This is a genomic window from Amycolatopsis sp. NPDC021455 (assembly GCF_040640995.1).
In the GTDB taxonomy this organism is placed as follows: domain Bacteria; phylum Actinomycetota; class Actinomycetes; order Mycobacteriales; family Pseudonocardiaceae; genus Amycolatopsis.
On the sequence record NZ_JBFACT010000077.1, the window covers coordinates 18,626 to 37,478 of the forward strand.

Here is an 18,853-nt window from a genome sequence, read left to right on the forward strand (position 1 = left end):
CACGTTGCCACACACTGGGGTTACTGCCAGCATCACCCGATGCACGTATTCCTCGAAACCGAGCGGCTGATCCTCCGCCGGTTCACCGAGAACGACGCCGACGCGCTGTTCGAGCTCTACGACGACCCGGCCGTGATGAAGTACGTCAATGGGGGCCGGCCGGCGGATCGCACCGAGATCGTCACCCTCGACCTCCCCGCGTTCCTCGGTTACTACGAGCGTTTCCCCGGTTACGGGTTCTGGGCGGCGATCGAGAAGCGCACCGGCGATTTCCTGGGGTGGTTCCACTTCCGGCCACGTCCGGAAGATCCGGTGGACGAGCCGGAACTGGGGTACCGGCTGCACCGGAAGGCCTGGGGCAAGGGCTACGGCACCGAAGGCTCGGCGGCGCTGCTCGCGAAGGGCTTCACCGAACTGGGGGTCCGGCGGGTCACGGCGTTCACCATGACGGTGAACGAGCGCTCGCGTCGCGTGATGGAGAAGCTGGGGATGAAGTTCCTCCGCACGTACTTCGAGGAGTTCCCCGAGCACGAGCGAGCCCCGGGCAGCGAACAGGGCGAAGTCGCGTACGCGATAACGCGCGAAGAGTGGTTAGCCCGTAACCCTTCCTGAAGGGCCGGTGATCCAGTGGTCGCCCAGGGAACTCGTGGTGGCTTCGCCGTTGGTCTGGTCGGCGAGCCAGCTCGCGAAAGTGCCGGCCTGGCCCGGGGCGAGGCCGACCTCGAAGTGGGCTTGCTCCTCGAAGCGGGTCGCGTGGAGCAGGTACGGCGACGCGCGCAGGTCGTTCTCCAGGCGGCCCGCGCGGTCGTAGCTGACCGCCACTTCGACGAGACTGAGACGTCGGTGTTCTAGTACACCAACCACTTCCAGTGCGTCCGAAACGGACTGACCGTACGCGCGGATGAGCCCGCCGGCGCCCAGCAGCACCCCGCCGAAGTACCGCGTCACCACCGCGACGGTGTCGGTCAGTTCGCGGCGGCGCAGCACTTCCAGCATCGGCGTGCCCGCGGTGCCCGCCGGCTCGCCGTCGTCGCTCGACCGCCGAGTTCGCCCATCCGGCCCCAAAACGAAGGCGTGACAGTGGTGCCGCGCCTGCGGATCCGCGCGGCGGCGGGCCGCGATGAACTCGCGCGCGGCTTCCTCCGAGGTCACCGGGGCGAGCGCGCACAGGAACCGGGAGCGCTTGATCTCGATCTCGTGGACCCCTTCGCGAGCCACGGAGAGATAACGATCAGCCATCGGACCAGTCCGTCATGTCCCCAGCTTCTCACCCCGTGACGGCGTCACGACACGCGCCCCAGGCCACTTGAGACACCTGTTTCCGCAGGTCACAGCGCTGGCATACCGCCGAGCGGGAGATCCAGCCCGGCATATGGGACTACCCCGGACGCCGTCAACGCAAGCGTGGCATTTCCCACCCGGGCGCAACGACGTATGTCGATAACAGCGAATTCACACTATCGTCATAAGACCCGGCGAACCCGGGAGTAACACCGCGCGCTCCGTCCGGCCCCCACCACAGTGGCCGGTCTGTGCGCGCACGCGGAACCCGACATGTTCGGCTGCCCAGCGTCGTGCGGCCTCCCAGATGACCGCTTTCCGGTCCGGGACACAGCGAGTGCCCGGCCGATCCTTCGCGGCATCTTGCAGCGACATCACTAACGCCGACAACAGCAACTGTTCTCGACTGACCATCGCGGTACCGGACCACTTCGTTAACCGGTTCAGCAACGAACCACTCGATGGAGTGAGTACCGGTCGCGCCAACGCCTTGGGAGGCGGCCAGCCGTGACCCACCGTGCCAGTTCCCTGCCCCCGTCCGGGGAGCAGCTCAGCAACGCCGAGGCCGAGGGCCTCTACCGGAGCGACTACGAACACGACGCCTGCGGTGTCGCCTTCGTCGCCGATCTGACCGGGCGACGGGATCATTCGATCGTCGCCAAGGCCCTGGTCGCGTTGCGCAACCTGGAACATCGCGGAGCACGCGGCGCCGAACCGGACACCGGCGACGGCGCCGGACTCCTGATCCAGATCCCGGACGAGTTCTACCGCGAGGTCGTGGACTTCGCGCTCCCCGAGCCGGGTACCTACGCCGTCGGCACGGCTTTCCTGCCGCAGGACGAAAAGCGCCGCGGCCGGGCCATGACGACCATCGAGCGCATCGCCGCCGAGGAGGACATGCGCGTCCTCGGCTGGCGCGAGCTGCCGGTGCACACCGAGCACTGCGGGCCGACCGCGGCCGAGACCATGCCGCACTTCACGCAGCTGTTCCTCGCCGCGCGCCGCCCGAAGCCGGAACATTCGGACCCGCTGCACATCGAGCGCAGCGCCTTCTGCGTCCGCAAGCGCGCCGAGCACGAGCTCGTCGAGGACACTGGGGAACCGGCTGTCTACTTCGCGTCATTATCTTCGCGCACGATCGTCTACAAAGGAATGCTCACCGAGCCGCAGGTCGAGCGGTTCTTCGCCGACCTGACCGACGAGCGCGTCACCAGCGCCATCGGCCTGGTGCATTCCCGCTTCTCCACCAACACGTTCCCGTCGTGGCCGCTGGCGCACCCGTACCGGTACGTCGCGCACAACGGCGAGATCAACACGTTGCGCGGCAACCGCAACTGGATGGACGCCCGCGAAGCGCTGCTGGAGACCGACCTGATCCCGGGCGACCTCAAGCGCGTCTACCCGGTGATCACCCGCGGCGCCAGCGACTCGGCGAGCTTCGACGAGGTGCTCGAGCTGCTCCACCTCGGCGGCCGCTCGCTGCCCCACGCCGTCCTGATGATGATCCCGGAGGCCTGGGAGAACCACCAGGAGATGGACCCCGCGCGGCGCGCGTTCTACGAGTTCCACTCGACGCTGATGGAGCCGTGGGACGGCCCGGCGCTCGTCGCCTTCACCGACGGCTCGCAGATCGGTGCGGTCCTCGACCGCAACGGCCTGCGCCCCGGCCGGTACTGGGTGACCGACGACGGGCTCGTCGTGCTCGCCTCCGAAGTCGGCGTGCTCGACATCGACCCGGCGACGATCGTCCGGAAGGGACGCCTCGAACCCGGCCGGATGTTCCTCGTGGACACCGCCGAAGGCCGGATCATCGAGGACGAAGAGGTCAAAACCGAACTGGCCACCGCGCACCCGTACGACGAATGGGTCGAGGCCGGGCTGGTCCACCTGGAAGACCTGCCGGAGCGCGACCGGGAGGTGCCGCTGCACGCCGCGCTCGTGCGCCGCCAGCAGGCGTTCGGCTACACCGAGGAAGAGCTCGAAGCCATCCTCGAGCCGATGGCCCGCACCGGCGCGGAGCCGATCGGCTCGATGGGCAACGACTCGCCGCTCGCCCCGCTGTCGAGCCGGCCGCGGCTGCTGTTCGACTACTTCACCCAGCTGTTCGCGCAGGTCACGAACCCGCCGCTGGACGCCATCCGCGAGGAGCTGGTGACGGCGCTGGGCACCCAGCTCGGCGCCGAGCCGAACCTCCTGGAAGGCAACTCGGCCAGCTGCCGCCGGATCGTGCTGCCGTTCCCGGTGCTCGACAACGACCAGCTCGCCAAGCTGGTGCACGTCAACGACGACGGCGACCTGCCGGAGTTCCAGGCGGTCACCGTGCTCGGCCGCTACAACGTGCACGGCGGCGGCGACGCGCTCATCAAGCGCCTCGACGAGATCCGCGCCGAGGTTTCGGAGGCGATCGAGGACGGCGCCCGGCTGATCGTGCTGTCCGACCGCGGGGTCGACGAAAACCACGCGCCCATCCCGTCGCTGCTGCTGACCGGCGCGGTGCACCACCACCTCGTCCGCGAGAAGACGCGCACGCAGGTCGGCCTCATCGTCGAGGCCGGCGACGCGCGCGAGGTGCACCACATCGCGCTGCTGATCGGCTACGGCGTCGCCGCGGTGAACCCGTACCTGGCGATGGCGACCGTCGAGGAGATGGCCCACCAGGGCCTGATCCCCGGCGTGACGCCGAAGCAGGCGACGCAGAACCTGATCAAGGCGCTCGGCAAGGGCGTCCGCAAGACGATGTCGAAGATGGGCGTTTCGACCGTCGCGTCCTACACCGGCGCGCAGATCTTCGAAGCGATCGGGCTCGGCGAAGAGGTCATCGAGAACTGCTTCACCGGCACGACGTCCCGGCTCGGCGGTGTCGGCTTCGAGACGCTCGCCGACGAGGTCGCGAAGCGGCACAAGTACGCGTTCCCGGCCGACGGGTTCCGCGCGTCCCACCGCGAGCTCGAGACCGGCGCGGACTACCAGTGGCGCCGCGAGGGCGAGCCGCACCTGTTCAACCCGCAGACGGTGTTCAAGCTGCAGCACTCCACGCGCTCCGGGAAGTACGAGATCTTCAAGGAGTACACGAAGGCCGTCGACGACCAGGCCGAGAAGCTGCTGACGCTGCGCGGGCTGTTCGACTTCAAGTACGGCAAGCGCGCGCCGGTGCCGATCGAGGAGGTCGAGCCGGTCTCGGAGATCGTCAAGCGGTTCGCCACCGGCGCCATCTCCTACGGCTCGATTTCCATGGAGATGCACCAGACCCTCGCCATCGCGATGAACCGCCTCGGCGGGAAGTCCAACACCGGCGAGGGTGGCGAAGACGCGGAACGGCTCTACGACCCCGAGCGTCGCTCCGCGGTCAAGCAGGTCGCGTCCGGCCGCTTCGGCGTCACGAGCGAATACCTCGTCAACGCCGACGACATCCAGATCAAGATGGCGCAGGGCGCGAAGCCCGGCGAAGGCGGGCAGCTGCCCGGCGCGAAGGTGTACCCGTGGATCGCGAAGACACGGTTCTCGACGCCGGGTGTCGGCCTGATTTCGCCGCCGCCGCACCACGACATCTACTCGATCGAGGACCTCGCCCAGCTGATCCACGACCTCAAGAACGCCAACCCGAACGCGCGCATCCACGTGAAGCTCGTGTCCGAGGTCGGCGTCGGCACGGTCGCTGCGGGCGTGTCCAAGGCGCACGCCGACGTCGTGCTCATCTCGGGCCACGACGGCGGCACCGGCGCCTCGCCGCTGTCGTCCATCAAGCACGCGGGTGGCCCGTGGGAGCTGGGCCTGGCCGAGACGCAGCAGACGCTGCTGGCCAACCGGCTGCGCGACCGGATCGTCGTGCAGACCGACGGCCAGCTCAAGACCGGCCGTGACGTCGTCGTCGCGGCGCTGCTCGGCGCCGAGGAGTTCGGTTTCGCGACCGCGCCGCTGGTGGTGTCCGGCTGCATCATGATGCGCGTGTGTCACCTCGACACGTGTCCGGTCGGCGTCGCGACGCAGAACCCGAAGCTGCGGGAGAAGTTCAGCGGCAAGGCCGAGTACGTCGTCAACTTCTTCGAGTTCATCGCCCAGGAAGTGCGTGAGTACCTGGCGGAGCTCGGTTTCCGGTCCATCGCCGAGGCCGTCGGGCACGCCGAGTTCCTCGACAAGCGCAAGGCGATCGAGCACTGGAAGGCGTCCGGGCTCGACCTGTCGCCGATCTTCCACGTGCCCGACATGGCCCCGGCCGGGCTGCGCCTGCAGCAGACCCTGCAGGACCACGGTCTCGAGAAGGCCCTGGACAACACGCTGATCCAGCTCGCCGAGGGCGCGTTGAATTCGGGTGACAAGGTCCGGCTGGAGCTGCCGGTCCGCAACGTCAACCGGACGGTCGGCACCATGCTCGGGTCGGAGCTGACCAAGCGGTGGGGCGGCGAAGGCCTGCCGGACGACACCATCGACGTCACCTTCACCGGCACCGCCGGTCAGTCGTTCGGCGCGTTCGTGCCCAAGGGCATCACGCTGCGGCTGTACGGCGACGGCAACGACTACGTCGGCAAGGGCCTCTCCGGCGGACGGCTGATCGTGCGTCCGCCCAAGGAGGCGCGGTACGCCGCCGAGGAGCACATCATCGCGGGCAACGTCATCGCCTACGGCGCGACCAGCGGCGAGATCTTCATCCGCGGCAAGGTCGGCGAGCGGTTCTGCGTGCGCAACTCCGGCGCGCTGGCCGTCGTCGAAGGCGTCGGCGACCACGGCGGCGAGTACATGACCGGCGGCCGGATGGTCGTGCTCGGCCCGATCGGGCGCAACTTCGCGGCCGGCATGTCCGGCGGCATCGCGTACGTGCTGGACCTGCCCGCGCACCGCGTCAACCCGGAGATGGTCGACCTCGACCCGCTCGACTCCGAGGACGCGGACTTCCTGCGCGAGACGCTGGAAAAGCACTACAACGAAACGGAATCCGCGGTCGCGCGGGAGCTGCTGGCCGACTGGGACGCGGGCGTCGACCGCTTCGGGAAGGTCATGCCGAAGGACTACAAGCGCGTGCTCGCCGCCCAGGTGCAGGCCGAGCGCGACGGGCGCGACGTGAACGAGGCGATCATGGAGGCCGCACATGGCTGACCCCAAGGGCTTTCTGACCACCACCCGCGAAGAGCCGAAGCGCCGCCCGGTCGACCTGCGGCTGCTGGACTGGCGAGAGGTCTACGAAGACTTCGCCACCACGAAGCTGCAGAAGCAGGCCGGCCGGTGCATGGACTGCGGCATCCCGTTCTGCCACCAGGGCTGCCCGCTCGGGAACCTCATCCCCGAGTGGAACACGCTGACCTGGCGGGAGGACTGGCAGCAGGCGATCGAACGGCTGCACGCGACCAACAACTTCCCGGAGTTCACCGGCACGCTGTGCCCGGCGCCCTGCGAAACCGCGTGCGTGCTCGGGATCAACGACGACCCGGTGACGATCAAGCGGGTCGAGATCTCGATCATCGACCGCGCCTTCGACGAAGGCTGGGTGACGCCACAGCTCCCGGTGTCGAAGACCGGGAAGAAGGTCGCGGTCGTCGGGTCCGGCCCGTCGGGACTTGCCGCGGCGCAGCAGCTCACGCGCGCGGGCCACAGCGTCGTGGTCCTCGAGCGGGCCGACAAGATCGGCGGGTTGCTGCGCTACGGCATCCCCGAGTTCAAGATGGAGAAGTCCCGCCTCGACCGGCGTCTCGACCAGATGCGTGCCGAGGGCACGGAGTTCCGGACGTCGGTGAACGTCGGCGTGGACATGCCGGTCGCGGAGCTTTTGGCTTACGACGCCGTGGTGCTGGCCGGTGGCGCGACCGACTGGCGGGACCTGCCGATCCCCGGCCGTGAGCTGGACGGCATCCACCAGGCCATGGAGTTCCTCCCGCCGGCCAACCGGGTCGCTTCCGGCGAACTGGACAAGTCGCCGTTCGACGCCTCGGGTTTGGACGTCGTGGTCATCGGCGGCGGCGACACGGGCGCGGACTGCGTCGGGACGTCGCACCGCCAGGGCGCGCGTTCGGTGACGCAGCTGGAGATCATGCCCAAGCCGCCCCAGGCCCGCTCGGACGCCCACCCGTGGCCGACGTACCCGATGATCTACCGGGTGTCCTCGGCACACGAAGAGGGCGGCGAGCGGCTGTATGCGGTGAACACGCAGGAGTTCCTGGGTGATTCCGATGGTCGCGTGCGCGCTCTGAAGCTGGTCGAGGTCCGCAACGAGGGCGGCAGTTTCGTCCCGGTTCCGGGCACGGAACGCGAGCTGCCCGCGCAGCTCGTCCTGCTGGCGATGGGCTTCCTCGGGCCGCAGAAGAAGGGCCTGATCGAGGACCTCGGCGTCGAACTGGACGCGCGCGGCAACGTGGCCCGCGACAAGGCGTTCAAGACCAGCCTGGACAACGTGTTCGTGGCCGGCGACATGGGCCGCGGCCAGTCCCTGATCGTCTGGGCGATCGCCGAGGGCCGCAGCGCCGCGGCCGGCGTCGACGCCTACCTGACCGGACGCGACGTGCTGCCCCGGCCGATCGCGCCGACGGACCGCCCGATCGCGTAAGACCCCAGCGCCGGCGGAGGTGTCATCGTCGCCACCTCCGCCGGCGCTGCTCCACTTGTCAGCCGTAGTAACCCTTTTCGAGGTCCTCCAGCAGGCCCGGGTGCACGGGCCGCCAGCCCAGCAGCTCTTGCGTCTTCGCGCTGGACGCCGGCTGGTCGAGCCCGGCCAGGGTGCCCAGGAAGCCCAGTTCCCCGGGCTCGACCGAGGTGACCGGCAGGCCGAGACGGCGGCCGGCCACTTCGGCGACATCGCGGATCCGCACACCTTCGTCGCCCACCGCGTGGAGCACCGATCCCGCCGGGGCCTGCTCCACGGCCAGGCGGAACAGGTGGGCCGCGTCCAGGACGTGCACCGCGGGCCAGCGGGCGGTCCCGTCGCCGACGTAAGCCGCGACGCCCTTCTCGCGCCCGAGGCCGATCAGGCGCGTGATGAGCCCGTGGGCGTCGCCTTCGCCGTGCACCGAGCGCGGCAGCCGTACGAGGGACGCACGGACCCCGCGCTCAGCCGTGGCGAGCACCGCGCGGGCGTTGTCCCCCCGGCCGGCCACCGGGCCCGCGAAGACGGGGTCGTCCTGCTCGGTCGCCGCGCGCCCGGGCACCATCGGCGTTCCCGAAGCGGCCACGAACACCTTGCCGCCCAGCACCTCGCCCATGGCGGCGACCGCGGCCGCGTCCGTCCGGATCGAGGCTTCCATCCCGGCGAAGTCGTGGCCGAAGGCGAGGTGGACGACGCCGTCGGCGCTTTCGGCGCCCGCTTTCAGGGTTTCGAGGTCGGCCAGGTCGCCGCGCAGGACTTCCGCGCCCATGGCGGCGACGGCTTCCGCCGAGGCGTCCGATCTCGCCAGGCCGACGACCTGGTGGCCGGCGCCGAGCAGCTCGGGCACGAGGGCGGAACCGATCCAGCCGGACGCACCGGTGACGAACACACGCATGAGAACCTCCGATTGATGATGACACCTGGTGTCATCACCTTAGCACTGTGATGACACCAGGTGTCATCGCCTAGGCTGGAGGCATGAGCCGCTGGGAGCCGAACACGCGTGAGCGACTGCTGGACGCGGCGCTCGACCTGTTCGGCGAGCGCGGGTACGACAGCGTCACCGTCGCCGAGATCGCCGAGCGGGCCGGGCTGACGAAACGGACCTTCTTCCGCCACTTCACCGACAAGCGCGAAGTGCTCTTCGCGGGTCAAGAGGCCTTGAGCCGGATCTTCGCCGATGCGATCACGGCTCTCCCCGCGTCCGCGAGCCCGATCGAGGCGGTCGCGGCGGCACTGGAAGCCGCCGCGGCGCCCTTCGGGCCGCAGCGGCGAGAACGGGCGAAGCAGGTCCAAGCCGTCGTCGCCGACCACAGCGACCTGCGAGAACGTGAGCTGCTCAAGCACGCGACGCTCACCGCCGCGATGGCGAGCGCCTTGCGTGAACGAGGGGTGCCGGACCCGGCCGCGAGCCTCGCCGCGGAGATCGGCGGCCTCGCCTTCACCACCGGCTTCACCCGCTGGATCGAGCCCGGCAACGAGCGGGAGTTCGCCGAACTCACCCGCGAGGCCCTGGCCGAACTGGTCGCGGCGACCGCCACACTGACCACGACCATCCTCCGCGGACAGCAACCGAACGACTAAATCCCCGGCAGGACGCTCACGCGCCCTGCTCCTCGTCGGGTGGCTCCTGCCCAGCCGAGGCGTTCTCCCGCGTCCGGGAATACGCCTGCAGGACGAGGTAGCCGATCGCCACGACGGGGATGGCGAAGATCGCCGCCGGGAAGTAAAAGGTCCCGTACGACTGGTTCGCGACGTAAAAAGCGTAACCGATCAGGCCACCGCCACCCACCAGGGCCCAGAACCGTTCGGAGGCCTTGAGCTTGGGCGCACAGGCCACACCCACCAGAATGATGCCGCTGATCAAGCTGAAGACCTCGTAAACGCTCCAGTTCATGATGTTCCCTTTCTCGTTCAGCGGTGCGAAGTGCTGCCCTGAGGGCTGTGGGTGTGGGAAACGAGCTTGGCGAAGCAATGGTCGGCGTCGAGGCGGGCGGCCGCGCACCAGCCGTCGGCGGCCGAGGCGGTCGCAAACGGCGTGTTCTCGACAGTCACCCAGAAATCGCCTCGGGCGAAGCTCGTGTAGTCGCCGGACCACAGCAGCAGGGCAGCTGGGAACGACTGCTTCGTCGTCGTGAAGTCGGCCCAGATCGCGCCGTAGCCGTACGTCGTCCCGTCGGCCACCAGGCCGTAGTTCTTCGAGGACAGCTGCGGAACCCACCGGTCCGCCAAGGCGTCGACCCGGGCCCGGTCTGCGTCGGCCTGCCGCCGGAGCATGGCCTGAGCGGAGTCGTCGTCGGACCGTGCGGAGCTGCTCGAGGACGTCGGCAGCTCGGGGGACGACGTCGTCCCCGGGGCCGCGTAGCCGCCGTAACTCCCGTAGCCGCCGCCCGGCGGCGTCACCCCGCTGCCGCCGCCGGTACCGGTGTAGCTCGTGGTGCCGATGCCGAGCGGGTGGCCGCAGACCGCCGCGGTCCCCGAAGTCGCTTTCTCCAGCTCGAGCCCGTTCGTCTCGCGTGAACCGGAAATCCGCTCGAGCGCGTCGGCGTCGGCGGTCAGGCCGCCGCCCTGGTATCGCCGGGCCAGGTCGGCGAGGTCGCCGGCCGAGGCGAAGACGGCGTTGGCGAGCAGGCCGTACGCGGTCATCGTTTCGTTGCCGAGCTTGTCGAATTGGGTGCACAGCGCCCGCCGGTCCGCGGGGCCGTGCGAACAGCCGGCCATCGAGGCCGCGGCGACGACGGCAGCTGCCAGTGCGGCCATTCGCCGCATCGGGTGTTTCATCTCGTTTCTCCCGCCTTTCTCGAGGCGGAAGTCGGCGGTCACCCGGATCCCGCTACGGTTTCCGGAGAGCTGTCGCGGAATTGACCGGTTGCGGAATTCCCGGAACCCGGCCGAAAAGTGATTTACTCCCGGTCAGCTGTCGAGGAGGGCGCTTCCCAGCGGCGTGAGCGAGTGCAGCACGGTGTTCCGCTCCCGGTGCGTGATGATCAGCCCCGCCCGCCGGAGCACCGTGGTGTGCTTGCTGACCGCCGACGGCGTGACGCCCAGCCGCGCCGCCAGCTCGGACGTCGAGCAGCCCACCGCCAGGACCGCCAGCGCCGCCGCGCGGGTCGGGCCCAGCAGGTCCGCCAGCGCGTTGCCCGGCGTCCGGCGGGCCCCGCGGTCGAACCCGGCCGGGTGCGCCGCGTGGCGGACGCACGGGTAGTGCAGCCGCGGGGTGCCGCCGGGGGACGGCGGGACCAGGGCCGGGCACACCGAAAAGTACGTCGGGACCAGCAGCACGCCCGTGCCCTCCGAGGAGAGCGTCCCGGACATCCCGTCGTCGGTCTCCAGGACCGGCGCGGTCCAGCGGACCTTCGGGCGCAGGCCGGTCAGCAGCGCGTCGATCCCGCCGTGGAGCAGCACCTGCGTGCGCATCCCGAGATCGGCGTCCACCTGGGCGCACACGACGTCCCAGCCCGGCGCGAGCGCGAGGTCGTGGTACTCCTGCATGGCCTGCACCAGCCGCGGCAGGCCCGCCGGGTCGCCGTCGGCGAGCGCGGCCGCCCACGCGGGCAGGTCGCGCTCGGGCGGGGCGGTGCGCAACGCGGCCTTCAAGCTCACCGGTTCGGCCCGCAGCACCGCCGCGAGCCCGGACTCCAGGTCGTAGCGCCCCGCCGCGGGCAGCAGGAACTCCGGGATCGGCGCGTCCGGGCGGCAGAGCCACATCAGCACCGACGCCGAGTCCGGCAGCCCCTGCCACACCCGGTGCCGCCACCGGTTGAACGCCGCCGACGCCGCGTTCCGGCCGCCGTCGCGCCGCTGCAGCACCTGCAGGCTCGCGGCGAGTTCGCCCATCGGGTCGGCCGCGGCCGCGAGGCGGGCGCGGACGAGGTCCTGCAACGTCAGTTCGATCCGCACGGTCCCCCCGGGGTGTCTGCCCGTCCATCGGGGGAAGATCTCGATCCGTTACACACCTGAACTGCGTTTTTGCCGCTCCGGGAAATCTCCTCGACGGGGGCCGGACGGCACTGAATGATGGCTGAAGAGACCGCTTTCGGGGGTTTGACGGTCTCGACGAGGGGGATTCGCCGGCTGACTCAGCGCCGGGCCGCTGAGGCCCGGCGCCGGTCGCCGCACGCCTTCGTCGTCAGCTACACGAACGATGCCGGAAAAAAGGGGAACGATGACGAAGATGAAGCGCCTGATGGTGACGGTCGCCGCGACGGCGGGCCTGCTCGGCCTGATCGCCGTGCCGCAGGCCGGCGCGGCCGACGGCAAGGGGACGCCGGTCACGTCGCTCGGCCAGCTCAAGCTCATCCCGTCCAAGGTGGCGGGGGCCGCGAAGCAGCAGCGGTCGGCCAACACGAAGGCCGCGCAGGACGTCGACCCGGGGCCGTACCTGCTGCAGTCCGTGGGCTTCGGGCGCTGCTGGGACGCCGACCTGAACACCATCAACGCCAACGGCACGAAGATGCAGCTCTGGGACTGCAACGACACCGCGCCGAACCAGGCGTTCTGGCTGACCCAGAACCCGGAGGGCTACTACCGGTTCCAGAACTACCAGAGCGGCCGCTACCTCGACGCCGACCTGAACACGATCAACGGCAACGGCACGAAGATCCAGCTGTGGGACTTCATGGCCGGTGGCAAGAACCAGTGGTGGACCCTCGCCCAGAACACCGAGGGCTACCTGCGCCTGCAGACCCCGGCCAGCCCGCGCTACCTGACCGCCGAGGGCTCGGTGGGCGGCAACGGCACGCGCTTGCAGCTGTGGGACTTCATCGCGGGTGGCAAGTCCCAGTGGTGGCAGTAATCTCGGCATGAGCACCTGAACGCGGGCCCCGGGCTTCCCGGGGCCCGCGTTCCCGCACGTCGAAGCACCGTATCCACCCGAGGCGGGGAGGACGGATCGACATGAGTGGCCTGCTGGACGAACTGATGAAACGGTCCGACGCCAACGCGCGGGCCGAGGTGAAAGCGTACGAACGCGAGCTCCCGGATTACCGGGTGCACGCCGCAGATCCCCGTTCCCGGGCGGAGATGCTGGATTACGCGGTGTGGTTTCGCCGCCACACCGTCGAGCTGGTCTCCGAAAGCCGTGGCCTTTCCGGCGAAGACCTTTCTTTCATCGGGGACATCGGCCGGAAACGGGCCGAAGAAGGGTTCTCCACCGGCGCGGCACAACGCGTCCTCGCCCTGCACGCCACGTTGATGTTGCGTGAGATCAACGAAGTCGCCGACGGCGACGACCTCGAGGAGCTGCTGCGCCTCACGGCCTGGTTCGGCGAGCAGGGCACCCGCGGCAGTGGCTCCTACCTCGACGGCTACCTCGCCGCGCAGCGGCTGCGGCTTTCGGTGGGCAAGCGGCTGCACGACCTCGTCGACCTGCTGCTGGCCGGCGACCTGTCGGCGGCCGGCCTCGCCCGAGACCTCGGCGTCTGCCTGCACGACCACTACGCCGCCGTGGTGATGCGGTTTCCCGGCCGACCACCGTGCTGTGGCGACGGCGATGACGCCGTCGTCGAGTCGGTGTTCAAGATGCACGCCGTGCCGCTCGCCTGGCGCCGGCCGGACGAGCTCCTCGCGCTGCTGCCCGCGTGTTCTCCGCGGGCGGAGCCGCCGGACGACCCGCTGCCGGTGGTGCGGGACATCGCCGAAGTCGTGGAAGGGCCCTGCCGCGTCGGCGTCGCGACCGGCCCGGCGGGCCGGCTGCCCGAGGCCGTGTCCACGGCGCGCCAGGTGGCCGAGGCCGCGCCGGTGCAGCGGGTCCCGCACACCGTGTGCGGGATCGCGGACGTCTTCGTCGAACTCGGCGTCGCGCGGGTGCCGGAGGTGGACCAGTGGCTCCGCGACGTCGCGCGGCGGCTCGCGAACGGCCCGGACCTGGTGCGGACGCTCGACGTCTACTACCGCAACGACATGAACCGGCTCCGCGCCGCCGTCGCGCTGCACATCCACCCCCGGACCCTCGACTACCGCCTGCGGCGGGTGCGGGAGGTGACCGCGGTCGACCCCGGCTCGACGAAGGGAGTCCGCGTCCTCAGCGCGGCCGTCGCCCGCCTGCTGGCCGGCGCCTGGACCTGATTGCGCCTCGTGCCAACCGGGCGGTCGCGGATTTGCGAGATGTGCCAACGATTTCCGCCGGACGCGACCGTAGGCTCGCCTCTGCGTTACCGCCCACGGAAAGGGAGTAATAGCAGATGCCGACGTTCAGATCCCGTTTCGCCGCGCTCGCGGGAATCGTCTCCGCCTTTTTCCTGACGATCACCGCGGCCGCCACGGCCGCGCCCGCGCTGCCGGCCAGCGTCCTCGAGACCTGCCCGGCGAGTTCGGTGTGCTTCTACGAACACAAGGACTTCGGGGGCAAGGTCCTGGCCATCCCGGCCGGCGCGGCCTACCCGGACCTCCGCGTCTTCTCCTGCCAGGACTGCCGCAGCTCGAAACACAACAACAACGACGGAACGTGGTCCGACCAGCTGAGCTCGTGGGTCAACAACACGGGACAGGTGTATTGCTGGTATTGGCACGAGAACTACGCCAAGCGCGGTGAAGTGATGAACGCGGGCTCGGCGAACACCTACGTCGGCAAGGACCCGAACGACCAGGCGTCCTCCATCGCCCCCTGCTGACCCCGGTTTCGGGCCGTGAAGGCCTCCTTACCGGCCATAAGAGCCGGTAAGGAGGCCTTCACGGACTTGGGGCGAGTCAGGCGCCGAGCAGGTCCAGGGCCAGCAGGCCCGCACCGAGCCGCCCGGCCTCGTCGCCCAGCTTCGCGATCCGCAGCTCCGGCATCTTCTGGAACGTCAGGTGCGCGGCGAGCCAGGCCCGCACCGGCTCCAGCACGTAGTCCGCCGCGGTGAACAGCCCGCCGCCCAGGACGATCACCTCGGGCCCGAGCAGCGTCAGCAGCGTGCGGATGCCGTGGCCGAGCCCGTCGAGCGCGTCCTGGACCACCGCCACCGCGACCTCGTCGCCGTGGCGGGCCAGGTCCACCACCTCGCGGGCGCCGTCGGCCGGGCGGCCGGTGCGCTCGGTGTAGCGGCGGGCGATGGCGGCCGCCGACGAGATCGCCTCCAGGCAGCCGGTCGCGCCGCAGCCGCACTTGCCCGGGTGGCCGACGTCGATGTGCCCGACCTCGCCCGCCTGCCCGTGCGCCCGGTGGATCCGGCCGTCGAGCAGGAGCGCGGCCGCGATCCCGGTGCCGACCGGGATGAACGCGGCGTTCGTCGCGCCCTGCCCGGCGCCGACGCGGAACTCGGCGATGCCGCCCGCGGTGACGTCGTGGCCGAACGCCACGGGCAGCCCGAGCCGTCCCTCCAGCAATTCGCCGAAGGGCACCTCGCGCCAGTCCAGGTTGGCCGAGAAGTGGCAGACGCGGGTCTGTTCGTCCACGATCCCGGGCACGACCACGCCGACCGCGGCCGGCTGCCCGGTGCCCGCCTGCTCCGACAGCGCGGCCACGATGTCCGCGACCTGCGCGGCCAGCGCCGTGCCGTCCGCGCTGCGCGCCGTCTCCGCCCGCAGCGCCGCTTGGGGCTGGAGCCGCTCGTCGAGCAGCGCCGCCTTGATCGTCGTCCCGCCCACGTCGAGGGCGGCCACCATTCGAGTCACGGCGGCATTGTCACATTGACGCGCCCGGAAGCGCCGACCTACGCTCAACCGGCCAGACGAGGAGATTCCGGAACGCGGTGCAAGTCCGCGCGGTCGCGCCACTGTGACCCCCGCCAGGGGGAAGCCAGACCCGGACCCTCGTGACCGACCCCGATGAGGCCGCGAAAGCCCGAGGAGGCCACGCCATGACCCAGACGGCAGCTCCCGCCGTTCCGCTCCCGATCCGCATCCCGATCCGTGAGATCGTGCCGTGGGCGGTGTTCGTGGTGCTCCTCGCCCTGATCGCGCTCTACTTCGTGAGCGCCGAACAGGGCGCCATGGCGGTCTTCGCGAACTCCTACGTCCACGAGTTCGTGCACGACGGCCGGCACCTGCTGGCCTTCCCCTGCCACTGATCGGCGGGCACGCGCTCCCATGATGAAGACCCTGCTGGTCCGCGGCATGCTCGCGGGCCTGATCGCCGGCGTGCTCGCGTTCGGGTTCGCCTACGCCTTCGGCGAGCCGTCGGTGAACGCCGCCATCGGGCTCGAGGAGTCCGCCGGCCACGCCCACTCCCACGACGCCGCACCCGCCCCCTCCGCCGAAGAGGAAGAACTCGTCCCCCGGGACATCCAGAGCACGGTCGGGCTGCTGACGGGCGTGCTCGTCTACGGCGTCGCGATCGGCGGGCTGCTCTCGCTGGCCTTCGCGTTCGCCCAGGGACGGCTCGGAAACCTACGCCCGCGGGTGACGGCACTGCTGCTCACGGCGGGTGCGTTCGCCGTGGTGTTCCTGGTGCCGTTCCTGAAGTACCCGGCCAACCCGCCCGCGGTGGGGCAGCCGGGCACGATCGGCTCGCGCACCGAGCTGTACTTCGGGTTCGTCGCGGTTTCGCTGCTGGTGGGCATCCTCGCCACGGTGTTCGGCCGCAAGCTCGCCGACCGCTTCGGCGCGTGGAACGGCTTCCTGCTCGCCGCGGCGGGCTACCTCGTCGTGATCGGCGTGGTCGCCTGGCTGATGCCGGTGGTCGACGAGGTCCCGGCGACGTTCCCGGCCTCGACGCTGTGGAGCTTCCGGACGGCCTCGGTCGGCACCCAGGCGACGCTGTGGCTGGCGCTGGGCCTGGCGTTCGGCGCGTTCGCGGAAAAGGCGCTGAACCGGGAGGCCACCGTCACCGCCTGAAGCGTTCTCCCTGTGCGGTTTCTGTCGGACCGGTCGCTTACACTGCCGCCGACAGGACTGCACAGGGGGGAACCATGTCCGAAGTCGATTCTTCGCGCCCTGCTCCGCCGGCGCGCAATCCCTTCGCGATCGCGTCGCTGATTCTGGGCATCGCCGGCTTCTGCGGGTTGTCGGTGCTCGCGGCACCGGTCTTCGGGATCGTCGCGCTGGTCCAGATCCCCAAGCGGAACCAGACCGGCCGCGGCATGGCGATCGCCGGGATCGTGCTGAGCGTGGTGTGGGCGGGGGTGCTGACGGCCGCGACCATCGCGTACGTCGACCAGTCGACGATCATGGGCACGGCACCGACCGGGCAGGCGCTGAAGGCCGGCGAGTGCTACCTCGTGCAGGACACCGACATCGCCAAGGCGTCCTGCATGAAGCCGCACGACGGCGAAGCGTTCGCGGCGTTCACCCTGACACTCGCCGGGGCACCGTCGGACGACGAACTCGGGCAGGCCGCCGCCGCGGGCTGTCAGGTCCGGAGCGACCAGTACCTGGGCGCCGGCGTGGAGCCGGAGAGCGGAAAGGTCGTGACGTTCCACCCCAGCGGGGCCGATTGGGCAGCGGGCAAGCACACCGCCGTCTGCGCGATCCAGGCGCGAGGCGGGCAGTACGTGACGCCGTACGAGCGCTGAGTGTCAGGGCGCGCCGGGCGGGACGAACGGCAGGTCCGGCGGCGCGCCCCGCTCCAGCAGCGTCTCCAGCACTCCGGTGTCGAGGTGCTCGCCGACGGCGTCCGCCAGCTTGTCCAGCATTTCTTCGCGAAGCTCGCCGAACCCGGGGGCGTCCGGCGCCGGCGCCCAGCCGACGCCCGCCTGCGCCGCGGCTTCGGTGAGCCAGGCGCGGCGGAAGGCGTCGTTCTCGAACGCGCCGTGCCACATGGTGCCCCAGACCGCCCCGGCCCGCATGCCGTCCAAAAAGGACTCGGCCGCCGCCTCCGAGGTGACCGAGCCGTGGTGGATCTCGTAGGCGTCCACCCGGGTGCCGCGCCACTCGCCGACCGGGCGGGCGAGGACTTTTTCCGCGGCGAACGTCACTCGCGCCGGCAGCAGGCCGAGGCCGGCCACCGCACCGGCCCCGGACTCGACGTCGTCCACAATGGACTCGGCGAGCATCTGGTACCCACCGCAGATGCCGAGGACCGGCCGTCCGGCCGCGGCCCGGGCCGTCACGGCCGCGTCGAGACCGCGCTCACGCAGCCAGGCGAGGTCACCGACGGTGGCCCGCGACCCGGGCAGCACGACGACGTCGGCCGCGGCGACGGTGTCGGGGTCGGCGGTCAGGGTGACGGTGACGCCGGGTTCGGCGGCCAGGGCGTCGACGTCGGTGGCGTTGGAGGCCCGCGGGAACCGCACGACGGCCACGTCGAGCCCCCGGCCCTGGGCCTCCCGGCGCCAGCCCGCGGCGGCGAGCGCGTCCTCGGAGTCGATCCACACCCGGTCGAGCCACGGCAGGACGCCGAGGACGGGCCGCCCGGTCACCTTCTCGAGGCTGTCGAGGCCGGGCCGCAGCAGGCTGACGTCCCCGCGGAACTTGTTGACCACCCACCCCGCGACCAGCGCCTGGTCCGCGGCGGAGAGCAGCGCGAGGGTGCCGAACATCGCGGCCAGCACACCCCCGCGGTCGATGTCGCCGACGACGACCACGGGCAGCCCGAACCGCCGCGCGAGCCCCATGTTGACGTAGTCGCCACCGCGCAGGTTGATCTCCGCGGGGCTCCCGGCGCCTTCGCAGACGACGACGTCGTACCGGGCACTGAGGTCTTCGAAGGCGCCGAAGGCGATCTCGGCGAGCCCGGCCCGGCCGGTGGCGTACTCGCCGGCTTCGAGGGTCCCGAAGGGCTTCCCGAGCGCGACGACGTGGCTGCGCCGGTCGCTCCCGGGCTTGAGCAGGACGGGGTTCATCGCCGCCTCGGGTTCGACGCCGGCGGCCCGGGCCTGCACCCACTGGGCCCGCCCGATCTCGGCCCCGTCGCCGCAGACCATCGAGTTGTTGGACATGTTCTGCGCCTTGAAGGGCGCGACCCGCACTCCCCGGCGCGCAAGCCACCGGCAGATCCCGGCGGTGACGAGGCTCTTCCCGGCATCGGACGTCGTCCCGGCGACGAGCAGGCCGCTGATAGGACTACCTTCCTTCATGGCTGGGACCTCCGAGGAACGCTTCGGGCGCTTGTCCTGCGAGGACTAAAATGAGACGGCGTCCTCGAAG

General features: G+C 70.5%; 17 protein-coding genes. 10 read left to right on the top strand and 7 right to left on the bottom strand.

The features are described from left to right. The first annotated feature begins 39 nt into the window (after positions 1–39). On the top strand, positions 40–612 hold the full coding sequence (locus tag AB0G28_RS42785; protein WP_361103348.1) for a GNAT family N-acetyltransferase: 573 nt from the start codon (positions 40–42) through the stop codon (positions 610–612). On the opposite strand, the gene AB0G28_RS42790 is transcribed toward AB0G28_RS42785, so the two are convergent. Next, entirely contained in the window at positions 592–1,239 is a 648-nt protein-coding gene (locus AB0G28_RS42790) for a YigZ family protein (RefSeq protein WP_361103350.1), read from the bottom strand. The two genes, AB0G28_RS42785 and AB0G28_RS42790, sit on opposite strands and share 21 nt — an antisense overlap. Positions 1,240–1,788: 549 nt before the next feature. Between AB0G28_RS42790 and gltB the strand changes: the two genes are divergently transcribed. Together gltB and AB0G28_RS42800 are read left to right on the top strand one after the other, a co-directional pair. Next, positions 1,789–6,372 carry a glutamate synthase large subunit gene (gene gltB, locus AB0G28_RS42795; protein ID WP_361103352.1) on the top strand — a complete coding sequence of 1,528 codons (4,584 nt, stop codon included), beginning with the start codon at positions 1,789–1,791 and terminating at the stop codon, positions 6,370–6,372. Beyond that, positions 6,365–7,813 (top strand): glutamate synthase subunit beta, encoded by a 1,449-nt coding sequence (locus AB0G28_RS42800; protein WP_361103354.1) that lies wholly within the window; start codon positions 6,365–6,367, stop codon positions 7,811–7,813. The genes gltB and AB0G28_RS42800 overlap by 8 nt, the downstream gene beginning before the upstream one ends. Positions 7,814–7,871: 58 nt before the next feature. Here AB0G28_RS42800 and AB0G28_RS42805 read toward each other — a convergent pair whose 3' ends face one another. Further along, entirely contained in the window at positions 7,872–8,744 is an 873-nt protein-coding gene (locus AB0G28_RS42805) for an SDR family oxidoreductase (protein ID WP_361103356.1), read from the bottom strand. 83 nt (positions 8,745–8,827) lie between these two features. Between AB0G28_RS42805 and AB0G28_RS42810 the strand changes: the two genes are divergently transcribed. After that, positions 8,828–9,433 (top strand): helix-turn-helix domain-containing protein, encoded by a 606-nt coding sequence (locus AB0G28_RS42810; protein WP_361103358.1) that lies wholly within the window; start codon positions 8,828–8,830, stop codon positions 9,431–9,433. A gap of 16 nt (positions 9,434–9,449) precedes the next feature. Here the strand turns inward: AB0G28_RS42810 and AB0G28_RS42815 are convergent, their stop codons facing one another. The 3 genes from AB0G28_RS42815 to AB0G28_RS42825 all read right to left on the bottom strand — a co-directional run bounded on the left by AB0G28_RS42815 (position 9,450) and on the right by AB0G28_RS42825 (position 11,749). Then, entirely contained in the window at positions 9,450–9,746 is a 297-nt protein-coding gene (locus tag AB0G28_RS42815; RefSeq protein ID WP_361103360.1) for a hypothetical protein, read from the bottom strand. 17 nt (positions 9,747–9,763) lie between these two features. Continuing rightward, positions 9,764–10,630 carry a hypothetical protein gene (locus AB0G28_RS42820; RefSeq protein ID WP_361103362.1) on the bottom strand — a complete coding sequence of 289 codons (867 nt, stop codon included), beginning with the start codon at positions 10,628–10,630 and terminating at the stop codon, positions 9,764–9,766. A 132-nt stretch (positions 10,631–10,762) separates the two neighbouring features. Beyond that, positions 10,763–11,749 carry a winged helix-turn-helix domain-containing protein gene (locus tag AB0G28_RS42825; protein WP_361103364.1) on the bottom strand — a complete coding sequence of 329 codons (987 nt, stop codon included), beginning with the start codon at positions 11,747–11,749 and terminating at the stop codon, positions 10,763–10,765. Between the two features lie 265 nt (positions 11,750–12,014). Here AB0G28_RS42825 and AB0G28_RS42830 point away from each other — a divergent pair, with 265 nt between their 5' ends. The 3 genes from AB0G28_RS42830 to AB0G28_RS42840 all read left to right on the top strand — a co-directional run bounded on the left by AB0G28_RS42830 (position 12,015) and on the right by AB0G28_RS42840 (position 14,460). Further along, on the top strand, positions 12,015–12,644 hold the full coding sequence (locus tag AB0G28_RS42830) for an RICIN domain-containing protein (RefSeq protein ID WP_361103366.1): 630 nt from the start codon (positions 12,015–12,017) through the stop codon (positions 12,642–12,644). Between the two features lie 101 nt (positions 12,645–12,745). After that, entirely contained in the window at positions 12,746–13,915 is a 1,170-nt protein-coding gene (locus tag AB0G28_RS42835) for a helix-turn-helix domain-containing protein (RefSeq protein WP_361103368.1), read from the top strand. A 116-nt stretch (positions 13,916–14,031) separates the two neighbouring features. Further along, positions 14,032–14,460 carry a peptidase inhibitor family I36 protein gene (locus tag AB0G28_RS42840; RefSeq protein WP_361103370.1) on the top strand — a complete coding sequence of 143 codons (429 nt, stop codon included), beginning with the start codon at positions 14,032–14,034 and terminating at the stop codon, positions 14,458–14,460. Between the two features lie 76 nt (positions 14,461–14,536). On the opposite strand, the gene AB0G28_RS42845 is transcribed toward AB0G28_RS42840, so the two are convergent. Continuing rightward, on the bottom strand, positions 14,537–15,433 hold the full coding sequence (locus AB0G28_RS42845) for an ROK family protein (RefSeq protein ID WP_361103379.1): 897 nt from the start codon (positions 15,431–15,433) through the stop codon (positions 14,537–14,539). A gap of 194 nt (positions 15,434–15,627) precedes the next feature. Here AB0G28_RS42845 and AB0G28_RS42850 point away from each other — a divergent pair, with 194 nt between their 5' ends. From AB0G28_RS42850 to AB0G28_RS42860, 3 genes are all read left to right on the top strand, one after another. Next, positions 15,628–15,837 carry a CbtB-domain containing protein gene (locus tag AB0G28_RS42850; protein ID WP_043784691.1) on the top strand — a complete coding sequence of 70 codons (210 nt, stop codon included), beginning with the start codon at positions 15,628–15,630 and terminating at the stop codon, positions 15,835–15,837. A gap of 19 nt (positions 15,838–15,856) precedes the next feature. Beyond that, positions 15,857–16,603 carry a CbtA family protein gene (locus AB0G28_RS42855; protein ID WP_361103373.1) on the top strand — a complete coding sequence of 249 codons (747 nt, stop codon included), beginning with the start codon at positions 15,857–15,859 and terminating at the stop codon, positions 16,601–16,603. 74 nt (positions 16,604–16,677) lie between these two features. Further along, positions 16,678–17,280 carry a DUF4190 domain-containing protein gene (locus tag AB0G28_RS42860; RefSeq protein ID WP_361103375.1) on the top strand — a complete coding sequence of 201 codons (603 nt, stop codon included), beginning with the start codon at positions 16,678–16,680 and terminating at the stop codon, positions 17,278–17,280. A 3-nt stretch (positions 17,281–17,283) separates the two neighbouring features. Here the strand turns inward: AB0G28_RS42860 and AB0G28_RS42865 are convergent, their stop codons facing one another. Beyond that, positions 17,284–18,765 (bottom strand): cobyric acid synthase, encoded by a 1,482-nt coding sequence (locus AB0G28_RS42865; RefSeq protein WP_361103381.1) that lies wholly within the window; start codon positions 18,763–18,765, stop codon positions 17,284–17,286. Positions 18,766–18,853 lie beyond the last annotated feature (88 nt).